The sequence below is a fragment of the Nonomuraea angiospora genome, from assembly GCF_014873145.1.
In the GTDB taxonomy this organism is placed as follows: Bacteria; Actinomycetota; Actinomycetes; order Streptosporangiales; family Streptosporangiaceae; genus Nonomuraea; species Nonomuraea angiospora.
Genome location: NZ_JADBEK010000001.1, coordinates 4,655,233 through 4,673,828, shown reverse-complemented (window position 1 = coordinate 4,673,828; position 18,596 = coordinate 4,655,233). Strand labels below are relative to the sequence as shown.

General features: G+C 73.0%; 16 protein-coding genes. 8 read left to right on the top strand and 8 right to left on the bottom strand.

Annotated features, from left to right (window positions below; genetic code table 11):
* Positions 1-17: 17 nt before the first annotated feature.
* The 4 genes from H4W80_RS21085 to H4W80_RS21070 form a co-directional block, all read right to left on the bottom strand.
* On the bottom strand, positions 18-749 hold the full coding sequence (locus tag H4W80_RS21085) for a helix-turn-helix transcriptional regulator (RefSeq protein WP_192786664.1): 732 nt from the start codon (positions 747-749) through the stop codon (positions 18-20).
* A gap of 265 nt (positions 750-1,014) precedes the next feature.
* Complete coding sequence (locus H4W80_RS21080; RefSeq protein WP_192786663.1) at positions 1,015-1,992, bottom strand: aldo/keto reductase; 978 nt, start codon at positions 1,990-1,992, stop codon at positions 1,015-1,017.
* 41 nt (positions 1,993-2,033) lie between these two features.
* On the bottom strand, positions 2,034-3,488 hold the full coding sequence (locus tag H4W80_RS21075; RefSeq protein ID WP_192786662.1) for an aminotransferase-like domain-containing protein: 1,455 nt from the start codon (positions 3,486-3,488) through the stop codon (positions 2,034-2,036).
* Positions 3,489-3,525: 37 nt separating this feature from the next.
* Positions 3,526-5,337, bottom strand: a complete 1,812-nt coding sequence (locus H4W80_RS21070; RefSeq protein ID WP_225966530.1) for a hypothetical protein — start codon at positions 5,335-5,337, stop codon at positions 3,526-3,528.
* Positions 5,338-5,463: 126 nt separating this feature from the next.
* Between H4W80_RS21070 and H4W80_RS21065 the strand changes: the two genes are divergently transcribed.
* From H4W80_RS21065 to nirD, 6 genes are all read left to right on the top strand, one after another.
* The gene (locus tag H4W80_RS21065; RefSeq protein ID WP_192786661.1) at positions 5,464-5,940 is read left to right on the top strand and encodes a GNAT family N-acetyltransferase; all 477 of its coding nucleotides are present in this window, start codon (positions 5,464-5,466) and stop codon (positions 5,938-5,940) included.
* A gap of 207 nt (positions 5,941-6,147) precedes the next feature.
* On the top strand, positions 6,148-7,458 hold the full coding sequence (locus H4W80_RS21060) for an MFS transporter (protein WP_192786660.1): 1,311 nt from the start codon (positions 6,148-6,150) through the stop codon (positions 7,456-7,458).
* A 1-nt stretch (position 7,459) separates the two neighbouring features.
* Positions 7,460-9,472 (top strand): molybdopterin oxidoreductase family protein, encoded by a 2,013-nt coding sequence (locus tag H4W80_RS21055; protein WP_318786976.1) that lies wholly within the window; start codon positions 7,460-7,462, stop codon positions 9,470-9,472.
* Positions 9,469-10,863 carry an FAD-dependent oxidoreductase gene (locus tag H4W80_RS21050; RefSeq protein ID WP_192786658.1) on the top strand — a complete coding sequence of 465 codons (1,395 nt, stop codon included), beginning with the start codon at positions 9,469-9,471 and terminating at the stop codon, positions 10,861-10,863. Before H4W80_RS21055 ends, H4W80_RS21050 begins: the two co-directional genes overlap by 4 nt.
* Entirely contained in the window at positions 10,860-13,286 is a 2,427-nt protein-coding gene (nirB, locus tag H4W80_RS21045; protein WP_192786657.1) for a nitrite reductase large subunit NirB, read from the top strand. The genes H4W80_RS21050 and nirB overlap by 4 nt, the downstream gene beginning before the upstream one ends.
* Positions 13,283-13,606, top strand: coding sequence for a nitrite reductase small subunit NirD (nirD, locus tag H4W80_RS21040; RefSeq protein ID WP_192786656.1), 324 nt, complete (start codon positions 13,283-13,285; stop codon positions 13,604-13,606). Before nirB ends, nirD begins: the two co-directional genes overlap by 4 nt.
* On the opposite strand, the gene H4W80_RS21035 is transcribed toward nirD, so the two are convergent.
* A complete protein-coding gene (locus H4W80_RS21035; RefSeq protein ID WP_318786975.1) occupies positions 13,603-14,226 on the bottom strand; it encodes a response regulator transcription factor in 624 nt (207 codons plus the stop codon). The genes nirD and H4W80_RS21035 overlap by 4 nt on opposite strands.
* Positions 14,223-15,386, bottom strand: coding sequence for a sensor histidine kinase (locus H4W80_RS21030; RefSeq protein ID WP_192786654.1), 1,164 nt, complete (start codon positions 15,384-15,386; stop codon positions 14,223-14,225). Before H4W80_RS21030 ends, H4W80_RS21035 begins: the two co-directional genes overlap by 4 nt.
* 471 nt (positions 15,387-15,857) lie before the next feature.
* Between H4W80_RS21030 and H4W80_RS21025 the strand changes: the two genes are divergently transcribed.
* Entirely contained in the window at positions 15,858-16,394 is a 537-nt protein-coding gene (locus tag H4W80_RS21025; protein WP_192786653.1) for a nuclear transport factor 2 family protein, read from the top strand.
* 105 nt (positions 16,395-16,499) lie between these two features.
* Here the strand turns inward: H4W80_RS21025 and H4W80_RS21020 are convergent, their stop codons facing one another.
* Positions 16,500-16,646 (bottom strand): hypothetical protein, encoded by a 147-nt coding sequence (locus tag H4W80_RS21020; RefSeq protein ID WP_192786652.1) that lies wholly within the window; start codon positions 16,644-16,646, stop codon positions 16,500-16,502.
* A gap of 117 nt (positions 16,647-16,763) precedes the next feature.
* Between H4W80_RS21020 and H4W80_RS21015 the strand changes: the two genes are divergently transcribed.
* Positions 16,764-17,570, top strand: a complete 807-nt coding sequence (locus tag H4W80_RS21015) for a hypothetical protein (RefSeq protein WP_192786651.1) — start codon at positions 16,764-16,766, stop codon at positions 17,568-17,570.
* 316 nt (positions 17,571-17,886) lie between these two features.
* Here H4W80_RS21015 and H4W80_RS21010 read toward each other — a convergent pair whose 3' ends face one another.
* Complete coding sequence (locus H4W80_RS21010; protein WP_192786650.1) at positions 17,887-18,546, bottom strand: FadR/GntR family transcriptional regulator; 660 nt, start codon at positions 18,544-18,546, stop codon at positions 17,887-17,889.
* Between the last annotated feature and the right edge of the window lie 50 nt (positions 18,547-18,596).

Below are 18,596 nucleotides of genomic sequence, written 5' to 3'. Positions count from 1 at the left end.
TCGGTGTTTTCGATTGACTAATCGAGCATGGCGGTGTCCACGATCATGTTGGGCACGTCGGCGGCGAAGCCTTCGAGCGGCCGGTCGGGGCTGCGCTCGGCGGTCACGGTCGCGGCGGCGATGCGATCGAGGCGGAAGACCCGCACGTCATCGCGTAACCGGCACCAGGCCACGAGATACCAGAACCCGCCCCGCCCGCCCAGGAACACCCCCGGCTCGACGTCCCGCGAGGTCAGCGCGCCCTTGGCGTCGGCGTATTCGAGCCTGAGCACGCGCCGCCGCAGCAGCGCCTCCTCGATGGCCCGGGAGATGCCCTCGCCCCCGAGCGGCCGGATCTCGGCGGAGCCGGGCTCCGGCGGGGGGTGGACGAGCTGCACGCGCCGCGCCAGCTCCCTGGCCAGATCGCCCTCGGAGCCCGGCATCGCGGCCACGACCTTGCGTAACGCGCTGCGGGCCTGCCGGCCGAACGGCTGGTCGCCGGCCTGGCTGAGCGCCACCGCGATGGCCACCGCCTCGGCCGGGGTGAAGTTGAGCGGGGGCAGGGACATCTTCTTGTCGATCGCGTAACCGCCCTTGCGGCCCGGCTCGGCGTAGATCGGCACCCCTGACTCCTGCAGGGCGGTGATGTCGCGCTCGATCGTGCGCGCGCTCACCTCGAACCGCTTGGCCAGCTCGCGGGCGGAGCGGCAGCGGGGCGCGATGGCGCGCAGGTCTTCGACGAGCGCGTAGAGCCGGTCGGTACGATTCACAGCGGCGACGCTACGCGCCGCCACCGACAATCATGGTCCGCCGGCCGTCCCCGCCACGCGTGCCTCACCCCTTCGCCATAGGGCTCTCACCGCACCGGGCAGGCCATCCTCGGGTCCCGGCCCACCGGTGCCGGCGGTCTTCGACCGGGATCAGGCCGGCCTCGGGCGGGAAACGCCGTAGCGGGACCCGGATGCGGTGCTCGCCGGTGGGGGAGGCGGGAACGAGGACGGGGGGACGGGGAGACGGGGACGGGGACGGGGACGGCTACCAGCGGTCGTGGACCTGCGGCCGGATCAGGTCGTCGTAGACGGCCGAGACTGCTTCGAGCGTGGCCGGCGGCAGCGGCGGGGACGACGCGGCGGCCGCGTTCGCGGTGGCCTGGGACGCGTTGCGGGCGCCGGGGATCACCACCGACACGCCGGGCTGGTCGAGGATCCAGCGGAGCGCGAACTGGGCCATCGTCAGGCCCTCCGGGACCAGGGGAGCCAGGCGGCGGACCGCCTCCAGGCCCGTGCGGAAGTCCACGCCCGAGAAGGTCTCGCCGACGTCGAACGCCTCCCCCTGCCGGTTGTAGGTGCGGTGGTCGTCCGCGCCGAAGGTCGTGTGCTCGTCGTACCGGCCGGACAGCAGGCCGCTGGCCAGCGGGACCCGCGCGATGATGCCCACCCCGGCGGCCCGGGCGGCGGGCAGCACCCGCTCCAGCGGCTTGAGCCGGAACGCGTTGAGGATGATCTGCACGGACGCCACCCCGGGCCGCGCGATCGCCGTCAGCGCCTCGTCGCACGTCTCCACGCTGACCCCGTACGCGGCGATCTTCTGCTCGGCCACCAGCGTGTCCAGGGCGTCGAACACCGCGTCCGTCGAGTACACCGGCGTCGGCGGGCAGTGGAGCTGGACCAGGTCGAGGGTGTCCACACCGAGGTTCTGGCGCGAGCGCTCGTTCCAGGCCCGGAAGTTGGACATCACGTAGTTGGCCGGGATCTGCTCCAGCCGGCGGCCCATCTTGGTGGCCACGGTCAGCTCCGGCCGCCCCTTGGCGAAGCGGCCGACGATCTGCTCGCTCCGGCCGTCGCCGTAGACGTCGGCCGTGTCGATGAAGGTGACCCCGGCGTCCACGGCGGCCCCCAGGGTGGCGAACGCCTCGTCCTCCGTCACCTGGCCCCAGTCGGCGCCGAGCTGCCACGCGCCGAGGCCGACCGTGCCCACCTGGCGTCCTGTTCGTCCCAACGTGCGTTGTTCCATGGGAACAGTCTCCCGGATGGGAACCGTACCCAGGCCCGGGGCTAGGCGGCCGAGCGGCGGGGGAGGCGGTGGTCGTCGAGCGTGCCGGTCAGGGCGTGCAGCGCTCTGCGCAGCGTGACCGGGTCCAGATGCCCGTAGCCGAAGGCGATGCCGTTGTGCCGGACCCCGCGCTCGTGGCAGAACTCCGCGAGGTCGGCCACCAGGACGCGGCGCGCCAGCAGGCCGGCGACGACCGACCCGGCCCTGACCGCCGCGGGAAGCAGCAGCGCGGCGGCCGCGCCGGTGCCGGCCCCGAGCAGGCGGGTGTCGGGGTAGGCCCCGAGCGCCTGCCGGACGAACGCCCGTTTGGCCCCGTACAGGACCGACAGCCGCTCCGCGCGCCCGGCCACGCAGCCCGACGCGAGCAGGTCGCGCACCGCGAGCTGGCAGGTGGACGACGGCTGGCCGTGGCCCGCGGACATGCCCTCCTCGATCGCCCCCGCCAGCCGCCGCGGCACCACCGCGAACGCCAGCCGCAGCGTCGGCGTGAGCAGGTCGCAGAACGAGCCCACCATGGCCGTGGACCCCGCCTCGCCCAGGGCCAGGACGCTGGGGCGCGGGCTGAGCGAGGGGTTGAACAGGCCGTCGAAGGCGGGTTCGAGCACGAGGCCGCCACTCTCACGCGCCCACGCGGCCAGGGCCAGGCGGCGTTCCGTGGGCATCCGGGCGCCGAGCGCGCCGCGTTCGGGCAGGACGGCCACCACGTCGCACCCGGCGGGGACGAGGTCGGGACGCGCGCCCGAACCGTCCGTGCGCAGCGGGAGCACGGTGCCGAGCCGGGCGAGCGCCCGCCTGAGCCCCGGCGGGGCCGGGTCCTCCAGGGCGATCAGCGCCCCGCCCGCGCCGTGCCGGGCCCGCAGGATGAGCGCCAGCGCGTCGGCGTAGCCCGCCGTGACGACCACCTCGTGACCGTCGAGCACCAGGCCGCGCGACTCGCGCAGGTACGCGGCGATCGCCGCGCGCAGCTCCGGCAGCCCGGCCGCCGGCGGCTCGTCCACGGGCGGCGCCTGGTGGCTGGCCCGCCGCCACGCCGCCCGCCACGCGGCCAGCGGGAACGCCTGCGTGCTCGGCCGGTCCCACCGCAGGTCCACCACCGCCTCGCGGGCGTCCACCGGGCCCGAGCGCCCGGCCACCGCCCGCGGAGCCGCGCCGTCTTCCTGGCCCGAGCGCCTGGCCAACGTCCGCGGGACCGCGCCGTCTTCCGGCCCCGACACGTACGTGCCCGAGCCGTGCCGGCCCGTGATGTGCCCCTCGGCCAGGAGCACCTCGTACGCCGCCAGCGCGACCCCGCGCGAGACCCCCAGCACCGCGGCCAGGGTGCGGGTGGACGGCATCCGGCCGATCAGCCGGCCCCCGGCGATGGCCCGCCGGAGCTGGGCGGCGAGCTGGTCGTGCAGCGGCTCCGGCAGGTCGCGATCGAGCTGGATCGGCACGCTGAGCCTTCGCGGACTACGCATGAGACATCCCCCAGGTGAAAGTGCTACGCGGCCCCCTTCACCTGGGGCGTGACATTCCGTTCCACCACCGGTCCACTATCGGGGCCGGTAGCAGCAGCGCAGCCCCGTCTGCACCGTGGCGCGCAGCTCCTCCCCGATCGCCGGGTCCACCGCCGAGATCCGCGCCAGCGCCCGCCTGATCGCCTTGCCCACGGCGATCCTGGCCCGCTCCTCGCTCCCCGTGAACGGCCGCGCCCGCCCGCCGATGCCCGTCGCCGCCGCCAGCTCCGCCACCAGCCACTCGCGCTCCAGCCGCAGCCCCGCCGCCCGCTCCAGGTCGTTCATCGACTCCAGCTCGTCGATCTCCGCCTCCAGCCGGCCCAGCCGCTGCCGGTAGGCGTCCCTGGCCTGCTCGTCCAGCAGCGGCTGGGCCGACCCGCCCTCCGGCTCGCGCGTCCAGGCCCCCGCGGCCAGGTCGGCGGCGAGGATCTCCCGGCCCGGATTGGCGACCAGCGTGGCCAGGTGCCCCCATCCCCACGCTGTGGTCGACGAGCGCGAGCCGCCCGCCCAGCTCGACCTGCCAGCGCCGCCCGTGCCTGCGCAGGCGGCAGCCGTCCCGCCCCGCGGACGAGCGCCCGACCACGGCAGGCAGCACCATGCCCAGCTCCCTGGCCTCCCGCGCGGCGACGGCCTGCTCCCGGGCGGCCGCCTGGTCCCGCACCCCGTCGCGCAGCGCCAGCGCCTGGCCCAGCCGCCACCTCGACAGCGCGGCGGCCGGCCAGTGTTCCAGGGCGAGGTTCCCCCGCACGGCCGCCCGCAGGTGCTCCACCGCCGTCGGCAGGTCCCCGGTGGTGAGCGCGGCCATGCCCAGCGAGTGGTGCGCGGAGCCGAAGCAGGCCACGCCCAGGCTGGCGACCACCGGCAGGTCCGCGAACGGGCGCAGCAGCGCGTACGCCCGCGCGGCCGTGTCCGGGTCCTGCAGCAGGTGGGCGGTCTCCACGACGCAGTACATCGAGACCAGCCAGGTGCTCGACCCCGGCATCTCCTCCACACGCAGCCTGGCCAGGTGCCCGGCCGCCGCGCGCCGGTCGCCCGCGACGGCCGCGGCCAGCGCCAGGCCCGCCAGGTAGGAGTTGTCGATCGGGCTCAGCGTGGGCGAGCTGACCAGGTCCGACAGCACGGGCAGCAGCTCGGCGGCCCGGCCCTGGAACCAGCGGATGGCGCCGAGCTGGCCGCCGTACCAGCCGGTCGCGTCCATGTCGCCGGCGGCCACGCCGCGCTCGAAGCACTCGCCGGCCCGCTTCTCGGCCTCGGCGAAGCGGCCCGCCCGGATGGTCAGCATGACCTCGATCGCGTCGGCCACGTACCCGACCGCGAGGTGGTCGTGGCCGGCCAGCAGGCCGCGCAGCTCCTCCAGGCCGCGCTCCGCGTGCGGGTCGGCGGCCAGGTAGAGGTCGACCGTCCGCCACAGCAGGCCCATCAGCAGGTCGCCCCCGCGCTCGGTGACGGCGGCCTGGCCGATCAGCTCACTCGCCAGCTCCAGCCTGATCGCCGCGTGCCCGGGGCCGAGCAGGCAGTGGTGCGCCAGGCTCAGCGCCTCGGCCAGCGCGTGCCGCTGGCGGGCGCGTACCATCTCCGACTCCGCACACGTCCTGTGCTCGTGGACCCAGATCCCGTCCAGGCCCAGGGCCGCCCGCGCCAGCGACGACGGGTCGCCGCAGAGCTCGGCCAGCCGGTACGCCGAGTCGAACCAGCGCCGTGCGGTCTGCAGGTCGCCGTTCACGAACAGCGCCCGCTCGCCCAGCACGAGGGCCAGCTTGAGATCGGGGCACGAGGGCAGGAGTACCCCCGTTCGCTGCGCAACGCCCATCGGTTCCGCTCCCCCTGTCCGATGCCTTGACTGAGCGTCTGCCACGGTCCCCGAATACCGTTCTGAGAACTACGACGTTCGACACACTGGGCGGGTTCAATCGGGGAGGGCCATACGCTGGGTGCCATGATTCGCCCCGCGACACCCGCCGACGTGCCCGAAATCGTCAACATGATCCGTGAGCTCGCCGAGTACGAGAAGGCCGCGCACGAGGCGAGGGTCACCGAGGAGCAGCTGCACACCGCGCTCTTCTCCGACCAGCCGGCCGCCTTCGCCCACATCGCCGAGCACGACGGCGAGGTGGCCGGCTTCACGCTCTGGTTCCTGACGTTCTCGACGTGGCGGGGCGTGCACGGCATCTACCTGGAGGACCTGTACGTACGCCCCCAGCACCGGGGCGGCGGCCACGGCCTCTCGCTCATGAAGGAGCTGGCCGCGATCTGCGCCGAGCGCGGCTACCAGCGCTTCGAATGGTCGGTGCTCGACTGGAACGAGCCCAGCATCGGCTTCTACGAAAAGCTCGGCGCGGTGCGCCAGGACGAGTGGCTGAAGTACCGGCTGACCGACGAGCCGCTGCGGCGCCTGGCCGGCCGCCAGGACTGATCGCTCACGTATCGTGACAAGCCGCGCAGAAGATTACGCCTGATCGTCAGGCCGTATTACGAGCATGTTTCCTTCGTGACGCATGTGCGTGGCTTGTTACGCCGGTGAATCACACGTAACGAACGCACAGCCACGGATCGTCAAAGTGCGTAACGCGCGCTTCCTACTTTGGAGTTCCCCCCGGACGCCGAGTGTAGGAGAAAGTCGATGGCGCGCTGGATCGCCGAGTGGCACCCCGATGACCCAGCTTTCTGGGAGAGCTCAGGCAAGCGCGTCGCACGGCGCAACCTGATCTTCTCGATCGTCGCCGAGCACCTCGGCTTCACCGTGTGGACGCTGTGGAGCATCGTGGCCACCAAGATGGGGGTCTACAAGTTCTCCACGGACCAGCTCTTCTGGCTGGTCGCGCTGCCCAACCTGGTCGGCTCGGTGCTGCGCGTCCCCTACACGTTCGGCCCGGCCAGGTTCGGCGGGCGCAACTTCACCGTGGTGAGCGCGGCGCTGCTGCTCATCCCGGCCGTGCTGCTCGGCGTGGCGGTCGGCAACCCGGACACGCCGTACTGGCTGTTCCTGGTGATCGCGGCGCTGGCCGGGGTCGGCGGCGGGAACTTCGCCTCCAGCATGGCCAACATCACCTACTTCTACCCCCGCCACAAGCAGGGGATCGCCCTGGGGCTGAACGCCGCGGGCGGCAACATCGGCGTCAGCTCGGTCCAACTCGTCATGCCGCTGGTGATCGGCGCGTTCGGGCTGGCCGCGGCCGGGTGGTTCTGGATCCCGTTCGTCGTCGTGGCCGGCGCCTGCGCCTTCTTCTTCATGGACAACCTCACCAGCGCCAGGGCCAACCCGCGCGAGCAGCTCGCGGTGGCGGGCAAGGCCCAGACCTGGATCATGTCGTTCCTGTACATCGGGACCTTCGGCTCGTTCATCGGCTACTCCACGGCCTTCCCGCTGCTCAGCAAGAGCCTCTTCCCCGACGCCCCCTTCGCCGCCGTGGCGTTCGTCGGGCCGCTGCTGGGCTCGCTGATCAGGCCGGTGGGCGGCTGGCTGGCCGACAAGCTCGGCGGCGCCCCCGTCACGCTGTGGAACTTCGCCGGGATGGGCGGCGGCGTGCTGCTGGTCTGGCTGGCCAGCACCTCCGGCGGCTTCTGGATGTTCTTCCTGGCCTTCCAGCTCCTCTTCATCACCGCCGGCATCGGCAACGGCTCCACGTACCGCATGATCCCGGCCATCTTCCAGGCCAAGGCCGTCGCCGAGCGCGGCGAGGGCGAGGAGTCCCTGCTGTACGGCAAGCGCCAGGCCTCGGCCGCCATCGGCATCATCTCGGCGGTGGGAGCGCTGGGCGGGTTCCTCATCAACCGGGCGTTCGGGATGTCGTTCGCCGCCGCCGGGACCCCGGCGCCCGCCTTCCTCGCCTTCGGCGTCTTCTACGTGTCCTGTTTCGCCCTGACCTGGTGGTGCTACACCCGCAAGGTCGGCGCCTCGGTGGTGGCGAGCCTCGCCTATGCCCGGGTCTGACGTGACCAGGACACACTGCCCGTACTGCGCACTCCAGTGCGGCATGGAGATCGGCCCGGGGCTGGCCATCAGCCCCAGGACCGACATCCCCGCCAACGCCTCCGGCGCGCTGTGCCAGAAGGGCTGGACGGCGGGCGAGCTGCTCACCAACGGCGAGCGCCTGACCACCCCGCTCCTGCACGGCGAGCCCGTGGAGTGGGAGGTCGCGCTCGACCACGTGGCCGAGCGGCTGTCCGCGATCCGCGCCGAACACGGCCCCGACGGCGTGGCCGTGTTCGGCGGCGGCGGGCTCACCAACGAGAAGGCCTACACGCTCGGCAAGTTCGCCAGGGTCGCGCTGGGCACCAGCCAGATCGACTACAACGGCCGCTTCTGCATGTCGTCGGCCGCCGCCGCCTCCATCAAGGCGTTCGGCATGGACCGCGGCATGCCGTTCCCCATCACCGACCTGGCCGAGGCCGACGTCGTGCTGCTGGCCGGCGGGAACGTCGCCGAGACCATGCCGCCGTTCGTGCGCCACCTGTCCGGCCCCCGGATGATCGTCATCGACCCGCGGCGCACCCAGACGGCCAGACTGGCCTGGCTGCACCTGCAGCCCACGCCCGGCACCGACCTGGCCCTCGCGCTCGGGATGCTGCACCTGGCCATCGCCGACGAGCTCGTGGACGAGGCGTACGTGGCCGCCAGGACCACCGGCTTCGACGAGGTCCGCACCTCGCTGGCCGCCTGGTGGCCGGAGCGGGTGGAACGGATCACCGGGGTGCCGGTCTACCGGATGCGGCAGGCGGTCCGGGCGCTGGCAGCGGCGGGCAACGCCTACATCCTGACCGGGCGCGGCGCCGAGCAGCACGCCAAGGGCACCGACACGGTCAGCGCGTTCATCAACCTGGCGCTGGCGCTGGGCCTGCCCGGCCGGCACGGCTCCGGGTACGGGTGCGTGACCGGGCAGGGCAACGGCCAGGGCGGCAGGGAACACGGGCAGAAGGCCGACCAGCTCCCCGGCTACCGCAAGATCGACGACCCGGCGGCCCGCGAGCACGTGGCCGGCGTGTGGGGCGTCCCGGCCGACAGCCTCCCGGGGCCGGGGCGGTCGGCGTACGAGCTGCTCGACGCCCTCGGCACCCCCGGCGGGCCGCGGGCGCTGCTGCTGTTCGGCTCCAACCCCGTGATCTCCGCACCCGCCGCCGAGCACGTGGCCGAGCGCCTCGCCTCCCTCGACCTGCTCGTGACCTGCGACTTCGTCATGTCCGAGACCGCGGCGCTGGCCGACGTGGTCTTCCCGGTCACGCAGTGGGCCGAGGAGAGCGGCACCATGACCAACCTCGAAGGCCGCGTCCTGCTCCGCAACCGGGCCGTGGCGCCGCCCGAGGGCGTCAGGAGCGACCTCGACGTGCTCGCCGGGCTCGCCGAGCGGCTCGGGCACCACCTCGAGACCGAGCCGGTCAAGATCTTCGACGAGCTGCGCCGGGCGAGCAAGGGCGGGACGGCCGACTACTCGGGCATCACCTACGAGCGCATCGCCGCCGAGAAGGGCGTCTTCTGGCCCTGCCCCGAGCCGGAGCACCCCGGCACGCCGCGCCCGTTCCTCGACTCCTTCGCCCACCCGGACGGCCGCGCCAGGTTCGTCCCCGTCCAGCACCGGCCCGCGGCCGAGGAGACCGACCAGGACTACCCGATCTACCTGAGCACCGGACGGGTGCTCGCCCACTACCAGAGCGGCGCCCAGACCCGCAGGATCGCGCCGCTCGTCCAGGCGGCTCCCGAGCCGTTCGTCGAGCTGCACCCGGACCTCGCCGAGCAGCTCGACATCTCGCCCGGGGACGTCGTACGGGTCAGCAGCAGGAGAGGCGAGGGGAAGGCCGTGGCCAGGATCAGCGACGCCATCAGGCGCGACACCGTTTTCATGCCCTTCCACTGGGAGGGCGCCAACCGGCTCACCAACCCGGCCCTTGATCCGACCTCCAGGATGCCGGAGTTCAAGGTCTGCGCTGTCAGGGTGGAGAGGGACGTATGAGGCTCGTCGTCGTCGGCAACGGGATGGCCGGGTCGCGGCTGGTCAGCGAGGTACGGACCAGGGACCCGCACATCAGGATCACGATCTTCGGCGCGGAGTCGCGCCAGCCGTACAACAGGGTGCTGCTGTCCAACGTGCTGGCCGGCAGCTCGCGTCCCGAGCAGGTGAGGCTGCTCGAATCCTCCTGGTACGACGCCCACCACGTCGAGGCCGCCTTCGGCGACGCGGTCGCCCACATCGACAGGGAGACCAGGCACGTGGTGACCGAGGGCGGGCGGCGCGAGCCGTACGACCTGCTGGTCCTGGCCATGGGCAGCGAGGCGATCGTGCCGCCGATCCCGGGCGTGGAGCGGGCCATCCCGTTCCGCACGCTCGACGACTGCGAGCGCATCATGGAGGCCGCGGACCAGGCCCGCCGGGCCGTGGTCGTCGGCGGCGGCCTGCTCGGCATCGAGGCCGCCCGCGGGCTGGCCGGGCGCGGCCTGCCCGTGACGCTGCTGCACCTGGCCGGGCACCTCATGGAGCGCCAGCTCGACGTCGAGGCGGGCGAGGTGCTCGGCGAGACGCTCGCCGGGCTCGGCGTCGAGATCCGCACCGGCGTCAGCGCCGAGTCGGTGCGGGAGGACGGCGTCCTGCTGGCCGGCGGCGAGCTGATCGAGGGCGACCTCGTCGTGCTGGCCTGCGGCGTCCGCCCCGTCACCGGGCCGGCCGCCGCGGCGGGGCTGGAGGTGCGGCGCGGCATCGTCGTGGACGACGAGCTGCGCACCGACGACCCGTCGATCTTCGCCATCGGCGAGTGCGCCGAACACGAGGGCACCGTGTACGGCCTGGTCGCCCCCGCCTGGGAGCAGGCCGCCGTGGCCGCCGACGTCATCACCGGCGGCAAGGCCCTCTACCGGGGCTCCCGCCTGGTCACCCGGCTCAAGGCCAGGAGCGTCGAGCTGGCCGCCATGGGCGAGACCCAGCTCACCGAGGAGCACGCCGAGGTGGTGCGCTTCAGCCACCGGGCCCGCGGCACCTACCGCAAGCTCGTCATCCGCGACGGTCGGCTGGTGGGCGCGATCCTGCTGGGCGAGAGCGACGCCGTCGGCACGCTCACCCAGCTCTTCGACCGGGGCGCGCCGGTGCCGGGGGACCGGGCAGGGCTGCTGTTCCCCGGGCTGTCGTCGGCGCCGGTGGCCGACAGCCCGACGCTGATGCCGGACGCGGCCAAGGTCTGTCAGTGCAACAACGTGACCAAGGGCCAGATCAGGGCGTGCTGGGAGGCCGGGGCCCGCGACGTGGCCGGAGTGGCGGCCGCGACCAGGGCGACGACCGGATGCGGAACCTGCCGCGACGCCGTGGAGGGCATCGTCGGCTGGCTGTGCGAGCAGGAAGGGATTTCAGTATGAGCAGGATCGTCGTCGTTGGGTACGGGCCGACGGCCCACCGGCTCGTCGAAACCCTGGTGGACAAGGGCTTCGACGGCCGGATCACCGTGATCGGGGAGGAGCCGCGCCCGGCCTACGACCGGGTGGCGCTCACCTCCTACCTCTCCGGCGTCACCGTGGAGGACCTCACCTACGAGGTGCCCGCGGGGGTCGTGACGCGGCTGAGCAGCCGGGTCATCGGGATCGATCGGGAGGCCCGCGAGGTCACCCTGGCCGACGGCGCCACCGAGCCGTATGACGTGCTCGTGCTGGCCACCGGGTCGGCGCCGTTCGTGCCGCCGGTGCCGGGCGCCGAGCACGCGTTCGTCTACCGCACCATCGACGACCTGGACGCCATCCGGGTGGCCGCCAAGGACGCGGCCGAGGGCGTCGTGGTCGGCGGCGGGCTGCTCGGACTGGAGGCCGCCGACGCGCTGCGCGCGCTCGGGCTGAAGGCGCACATCGTCGAGATGAGCCCCTGGCTGATGCCGCGGCAGGTGGACGAGGGCGGCGGCGCGGTGCTGAAGTCCCACATCGAGGGCCTCGGGCTCGGCGTGCACGCCGGGGCGGGCGTCCAGGAGATCGTCACCGTGGACGGCGAGGTCACCGGGTTGCGCAAGCCGGACGGCACGGTGCTGGACGCGCAGGTCGTGGTCTTCTCGGCGGGCATCAGGCCGCGTGACGAGCTGGCCAGGTCGTCCGGGCTGGAGGTCGGGGAGCGGGGCGGCATCGTGGTCGACTCCTCGATGCTCACCTCCGACCCCTCGATCTACGCGGTCGGCGAGTGCGCGCTCGTCGGCGGCATGGTCTACGGCCTGGTCGGGCCGTGCAACTCGATGGCCGAGGTGGCGGCCGACCGGATCATGGGCGGGTCCTCGGCCTTCGAGGGCGCCGACATGTCCACCAAGCTCAAGCTGCTGGGTGTGGAGGTGGCGCAGTTCGGGGCCATGTCGGGGGCGCTCGACGTCACCTACATGGACCCGGTGGGCGGCGTCTACAAGAGGCTGTTCATCAGCGACGACGCCAAGACGCTGCTCGGCGGGATCTGCGTGGGCGACGCCTCGCCGTACACGTCCCTGCGGCCCTTCGTCGGCAAGGCGCTGCCCGCCTCGCCGTCCGACCTGCTCTTCAGCGGGGCCGGGGCCAGTCTCGACCTGCCCGACGAGGCGCAGGTGTGCTCCTGCAACAACGTGTGCGCGGGCGACGTCCGCACGGCCATCGCCGACAAGGGCGTCACCGACGTGCCCGGCATCAAGGCCTGCACCCGCGCCGGCACGACCTGCGGCAGCTGCGTGCCGATGCTCAAGCAGCTGCTGGAGAAGTCGGGCGTCGAGGTCAGCAAGGCGCTGTGCGAGCACTTCACGTACTCGCGGGCCGAGCTGTTCGACATCGTACGGGTCCGCAAGATCACCACGTTCTCCCAGCTCATCACCGAACACGGGCAGGGCAGGGGCTGCGACATCTGCAAGCCGGCCGTGGCCTCGATCCTGGCCTCGCTCTACAACGGCCACGTGCTCGACGGCGAGCGGGTCACGCTGCAGGACACCAACGATCACTTCCTCGCCAACATGCAGAAGAACGGCACGTACTCGGTCGTCCCGCGCATCCCCGGCGGCGAGATCACCCCCGACAAGCTGATCGTGATCGGCGAGGTGGCCCGTGACTTCGGCCTCTACACGAAGATCACCGGCGGGCAGCGCATCGACCTGTTCGGAGCCCGGGTCGAGCAGCTGCCGGAGATCTGGCGGCGGCTGGTGGACGCCGGGTTCGAGTCCGGCCACGCCTACGGCAAGGCGCTGCGCACGGTGAAGTCGTGCGTGGGCTCGACCTGGTGCCGCTACGGCGTGCAGGACTCGGTGGGCATGGCCATCGCGCTGGAGCTGCGCTACCGCGGCCTGCGCTCGCCGCACAAGCTCAAGTCGGCCGTCTCCGGCTGTGCCCGCGAGTGCGCCGAGGCCAGGTCCAAGGACTTCGGGATCATCGCCACCGAGCAGGGCTGGAACCTGTACGTCGGCGGCAACGGCGGCTTCAAGCCCCGCCACGCCGACCTGCTGGCCACGGACCTGAGCTCGGAGGAGCTCATCAGGACGATCGACCGGTTCCTCATGTTCTACATCCGCACGGCCGACCGGCTGCAGCGCACCTCCACCTGGCTGGAGTCGCTGGACGGCGGGCTCGACTATCTCCGCGAGGTGATCATGGAAGATTCGCTCGGCATCTGCGCCGACCTGGACGCGCAGATGGACAACCACATCGCCACGTACGCCGACGAGTGGGCGGCCACGCTGGACGACCCCGAGAAGCTGAACAGGTTCGTCACCTTCGTCAACGCCCCCGGCGTGCCCGACCCGTCGATCGTCTTCGCCAGCGAGCGCGGCCAGATCAAGCCGGTGATGGCCCGATGAACGGCTGGACGCGGATCTGCGACTACGAGGCCATGCTGCCGGAGCGCGGCGTCTGCGCCCTGGTGGGCGGCGAGCAGGTGGCCGTCTTCCGCACGCACGACGGCACGGTGCACGCGCTGGGCAACCTCGACCCGTTCACCGGCGCGTACGTGCTCTCGCGCGGCATCGTCGGCACCAGGAAGGGCGAGCCGACCGTGGCCTCGCCGCTGCACAAGCAGGTGTTCTCGCTGGTGTCCGGGCAGTGCCTGGACGAGGACGCGGTGTCCGTGCCGGTCTACCGCGTACGGGTGGCGGACGGCGGCGTGGAGGTCGGCGCCTAGTCGCCCGCCAGGACCAAACCCAGGTCGTAGGCTCGCACGACGGCCTGGGTGCGGTCCCTCGCGCCGAGCTTGTCCAGGACGTTGCCGACGTGTGTCTTGACCGTCTCCCTGGTGACGTACAGGGCGGCGGCGATCTCGGCGTTGCTCAGCCCGCGGGCCAGGTGGCGCAGGACGTCCAGCTCCCTGGGCGTGAGGTCGTGGGCGGCGGCGCGCGGGCGCGGGGCGGCGATGCGGCGCAGCGCGTCGGGGAAGAGCACGCCGTCCCGCAGCCGGATCGCGGTGACGAGGTCGGCGGCGGGGGAGCGTTTGAGCACGTAGCCGGCCGCGCCGGCGCGTAGCGCGCCCCAGACGAGCTGGTCGTTCTCGAACGTCGTGACCACGACGACCCGGGTGCGCGGCGAGAGGCGGGCCAGCTCGCGGGTGGCGCGCAGGCCGTCCATGCCGGGCATGCGGATGTCCATGAGCACCACGTCGGCCGCGCGGCCCAGCTCGACGGCGGCGTGGCCGTCGGCCGCCTGCCCGATCACCTCGATGTCGTCGTACGGGGAGAGCATGGTGGCCCAGCCGGAGCGGATGAGCGGCTCGTCGTCGGCCAGCACCACCCGGATGCCCCCGCTCACGCGGGCAGTGTCGCCTTCACCCGCCATGCGCCCTCCACCTCCTCCCGCTCGAACACCCCGCCGGCCAGGCGCGCCCGCATCCGCATCCCCACCAGACCGCGTCCTTCCCCCGGTGGCGCGCTCCCGGCCATCTCGTTCTCCACGACCAGCACGACCTCCCTGTCGGCCCCGCCGGCGCCGCCCGCCGAACGACCCCGGCCACTGACTGCGGCCACCTCCTCCTTCGCCCTCGAAAGCCCGCAGCCCCTGACCGCGGCCACCTCGGGGTCGGTGCGGTGCCGGACGGTGAGGTCCACCCGGACCCGCCCCCGCCCGTGCTTGAGCGCGTTCGTGACCGCTTCTCTGGCGATCGCGTACGCGGCCCGCGACGCCGCCTCCGGGACCCGGTCCACCGGATCGGCCCGGCACTCCACGTCCAGCCCCTGAACGAGCGCGCCGAGGGCGGCCAGCGTGGGCGCCTGCGCCGTACCGCCCTCGTCGAGCACCCGAAGCAGCACGTCCAGCTCCTGCTGGGCGCCACGTGCGGTGCCCACCAGGTGCTCCAGCGAGCGCCCGGCCACCGGCACCGTCTCCGGCCGCCCCAGGGCCGCCTGGGCCGCCATGGCCTGCACCAGGACGACGCTGAGCGCGTGCCCCACCGAGTCGTGCAGCTCCAGCGCCAGGCTCTGGCGGCGGCCGAGCTCCTCGATCACCAGCGACGGGTCGGAGCGCAGCAGCCGGCGCGCCACCCGCTGCTGCCCGGCCCCCGCCGCCACCATCACCGCCAGCACGGCCACGGCCATGACGGACACCTGCGCCAGGTCGTCCTGGGCGGCCTGCCATCGGGTGAGCGCGGGCGCCAGCGCCAGCACCCCGGCACTCAGCGTCGCCCCCACGAACAGGTGCAGCGCCGTCAGCACCCGCAGATAGACCGGGTCGGCGCGGTCCGGCACGGCCACCCCGAGCAGCTCCGACAGGGCGACGGCCTCAAGCCGCGGCACCAGGGGCAGGCACGCCACGAGCGCCGACGCGGGCAGGCACGCCGCCCACAGCAGCAGCACCCGCGCCAGGGACACCTCCGTCACGAGCGCCATCGCCAGGACCGCCGCCACCGGCGTCAGCAACGCCGCGCCGAGCAGCTGGTAGAGCACCGCCTTCCAGGGCTTCCAGGGAACCGTCACGGGTCCAGAAGCTAGCCGACGGGCCCGGGGAACGCCTCCCTCGCGTGGGGGAAGCGGCGGCCGAGCGGGCTTGCCGTCCTCCCTCTCAGACGGGAGTGATGCCGTTCTGGCATATCGGCTGCGCCGACGCCAAGCCGAGGGCTATGCTCCAGTCTCCACCGGGGGGTAGACGTGCGGGCTTCGATGGGCCAGCGGCAACACGCAACGCCGTTCTGAATCGATGCTGTCGCAACGTTCGGCGTCCTCGCGCTGGGGGAGGGGTTCGGGGTTCGCCTGGATTCGCAGCACTGGACGGACGCTATCGGCGGTGCCCGGTGCGCTGGTCTCGGGGCGGCAACGATCGGAGCTCTGACCGGTCTCAGCAAATCCAGTGAACCGTTACCGTGAGTAACACCCCAACGAGCTAAAGGCGTCGTGCGAAGTGGCCAAACGCCGCATTCGCTCATGACGCGCGCGGGCATCAAAGCGGCCATGAGCAAGGTTTTTCAGCGCTGGGCACTTCTACCGGCGGCGACCGTCCCCGTCCTCCTGGTCGCCGGTTGCGACGTGGGCGGTGACAGTACGCAAGCGATGAAAGCGGCCGTGACCCCGACCGGGCCCTACACCGCGAGCGCGTCCCCGACCGGGACGGCGACGGCGACGACGACGGCGACGACGGCTGGGCACCCGCGCGGCGCCGTCGAGTCCTACTTCAACGCGCTCAAGGCGGGGAACGTGGACCAGATCGTCGGCGCGTTCGCGCGGAACGCGGTGGTCGAGATAGACGGGGAGGCCACGGCGGAGGGCACCAAGGCGATCCGCAGCCTCTACCAGCAGCAGCTGCACGGCGCCACCGACCTGCTGTCGGCCACGCACACCATCGTGGACGTGCGCACCGTCAGCGGCGAGAACGCCGTCGTCCGCTCCGGGAGCAAGCAGGGGCAGGCGCGCTTCCGCGAGCTGTTCCTGCTCGGCAAGGAGGGCGGGAAGTGGAAGATCTCGGAGTTCATGAACAACCAGTCGTCCTGACCGCCGGCGCCTTGGACATGCACCACGTGCCCTTTGCGGGACGTCCGCCGGGAATGGCGGGAATCCTGTGATGGATTTACCGAGCCCGCCATGGGCGGTCCGGGGCTACGACTGCGCGGTGCCGCGCGGGATGCGCGGGGTGATGCGGCCCTGGTCGACCAGCGCCAGGTAGACGGCGAAGGCGCCCCGCGCCCACGTTTCCGCCTGTCGCGCGGTCAGCCTGATCTCCTCGCCCTCGTGCGAGACGATCATGTATCCGCCCCAGGGCGCGCTCGCCTTTCCTCCATTGTGCGCGCCGTATCGGGAAATGCCGCAGGCCCGGCAGAACCTGGGCCGCGCCTGCGGTGTATCTGTACCGGAGGTGGTCCCATGAAGAGGATTCTGGCCGTGCTGGCCGCCGCGGCGGCGCTGGCCCTGGGCGGCCTGCCCGCCGCCGCTGCCGGGGGGTGGGCGGTGACCTATCTGGATCCGGCGCCGTCCCGGTTCGAGGGCGGGACGTCGTACGCGCTGGGGTTCTGGGTGCTCCAGCACGGCTCCCATCCGTTCGAGGGGGAGCTTGGGGCGGTCGGGCTGCGGTTCACCGGGGCGAACGGGAAGAGCCTGCTCTTCGGCGGCACGGCGCTGCCGGAGGCCGGGCACTACGCCACGTCGGTGGTCGTGCCTGAGGGGGTGTGGAAGGTGGAGGGCGTCCAGGGGCTGTTCCAGCCGTACGAGGTGGGGACGCTGACCGTTCCGGGCGGGCTGAAGGTCAGGCCGGTGCCCGCCGAGATGGTGGCGCCGATGTCGGCGGAGAAGTCGTTCTGGGGGGCCGTGCGGCCGCCAGGGTTCCCGGATGGGGGGCCGGCGGTGATTACCCGGACGCCGCAGGGGCAGGGGAGTGCCGGTGCTACCGAGGTGGGGCAGGAAGGCTCGAGTGCCGGTGTGGGGCGGGAAAGCTCCGATGGTGCCGGTGCCGACCGCGAAAGCCCAGGTGCGAGGCAGGAGTCCGGCGGGGTGCCTGTCTACACGCTGGTGATCGCCGCCCTCGGTGGTCCGCTGGTCGCGGTGGTGGCCCTGTGGCTGCTGCCTCGGTCCCGCCTGGCGGGCCTGCCGCATCGGCCGCGCTCGCCTGAGCCGGCGGAGCCGTCTGGGGCGGGGGACTCGCCGGGGGAGACGATCGTCATCTCCGGCAGGTGATCGGCCGGCCCGGCGGGGAGAGCGCCGGGGTGTGTCTGCGGCGTCGCTTTCCCGAGCGGCACCGCGTCGCAGGCTCACCCCGGTTCCGCCGCGCGAGCCACGCCGCGTCCCCACGCCGGGCGAGCCATGCCGCGTCCCCACGCCGGGCGAGCCATGCCGCGTCCCCACGCCGGGCGGGCCACGCCGCGTCCCCACGCCGGGCGGGCCATGCCGCGTCCCCACGCCGGGCGAGCCGGACGCGTCCCCTCACTGAAGGGCCGTGGCGCGTCCCGTCACCGCGGGGGCCGGGGCGCGTCGCGGTGCCGGGCGGGGGCGTTCAGAGGTCGCGTTCCTGCTGGTCGAGGATGGCGACGGAGACGGCGACCGCGCGGGCCGCGTCGCCGTCCTCGATCGCGCTCAGCAGGTCGTCGTGGGAGCTGTCCGGCGTCAGGGCCGCCTGCTCCTGGTCCCTGACGCTGTCGCGCAGGGCGTCGCTCATGCTCCGGTAGAGGTCGCCGAGCAGGGCGTTGTGCGCGGCGTCCGCGACCTGCAGGTGGAAGTCCACGTCCGCGTCCGCGAAGCCGTCGAGGTCGCCGGCGCGGGCGGCCGTGTCGCGGCGGGCCAGCGTCCGGCGCATCGCGGTCAGATCCTCCTCCGTGCGCCTGCCGGCCGCGAGCCGGGCGGCCACGAGGTCGAGGCCGCGGCGCACGTCGATGATGTCCATGGCGGCCGCCGTGTCGAGCCGTCGGCGCAGGGCGACCTTGGACTCGTCGGTGGCGGTCACGTACGTGCCGTCGCCCTGGCGGGTGTGCAGCAGCCCGGCGTGGGCCAGGACCCGCACCGCCTCGCGTACGGACAGCCTGCTCATGCCGAGGCTCTGCGCGAGCTGGCTCTCGGACGGGATCTTGGTGCCGACCGGCCACACACCACGCGCGATCTCTCGGCGGAGCTCGTCGATGGCGGCGTCCACGAGCGAGGTCCGAGCGACGTTTCGCATGCACCCTCTCCTCATCGGATGGAGAACACCCACCATAAGAGCTATCGCGG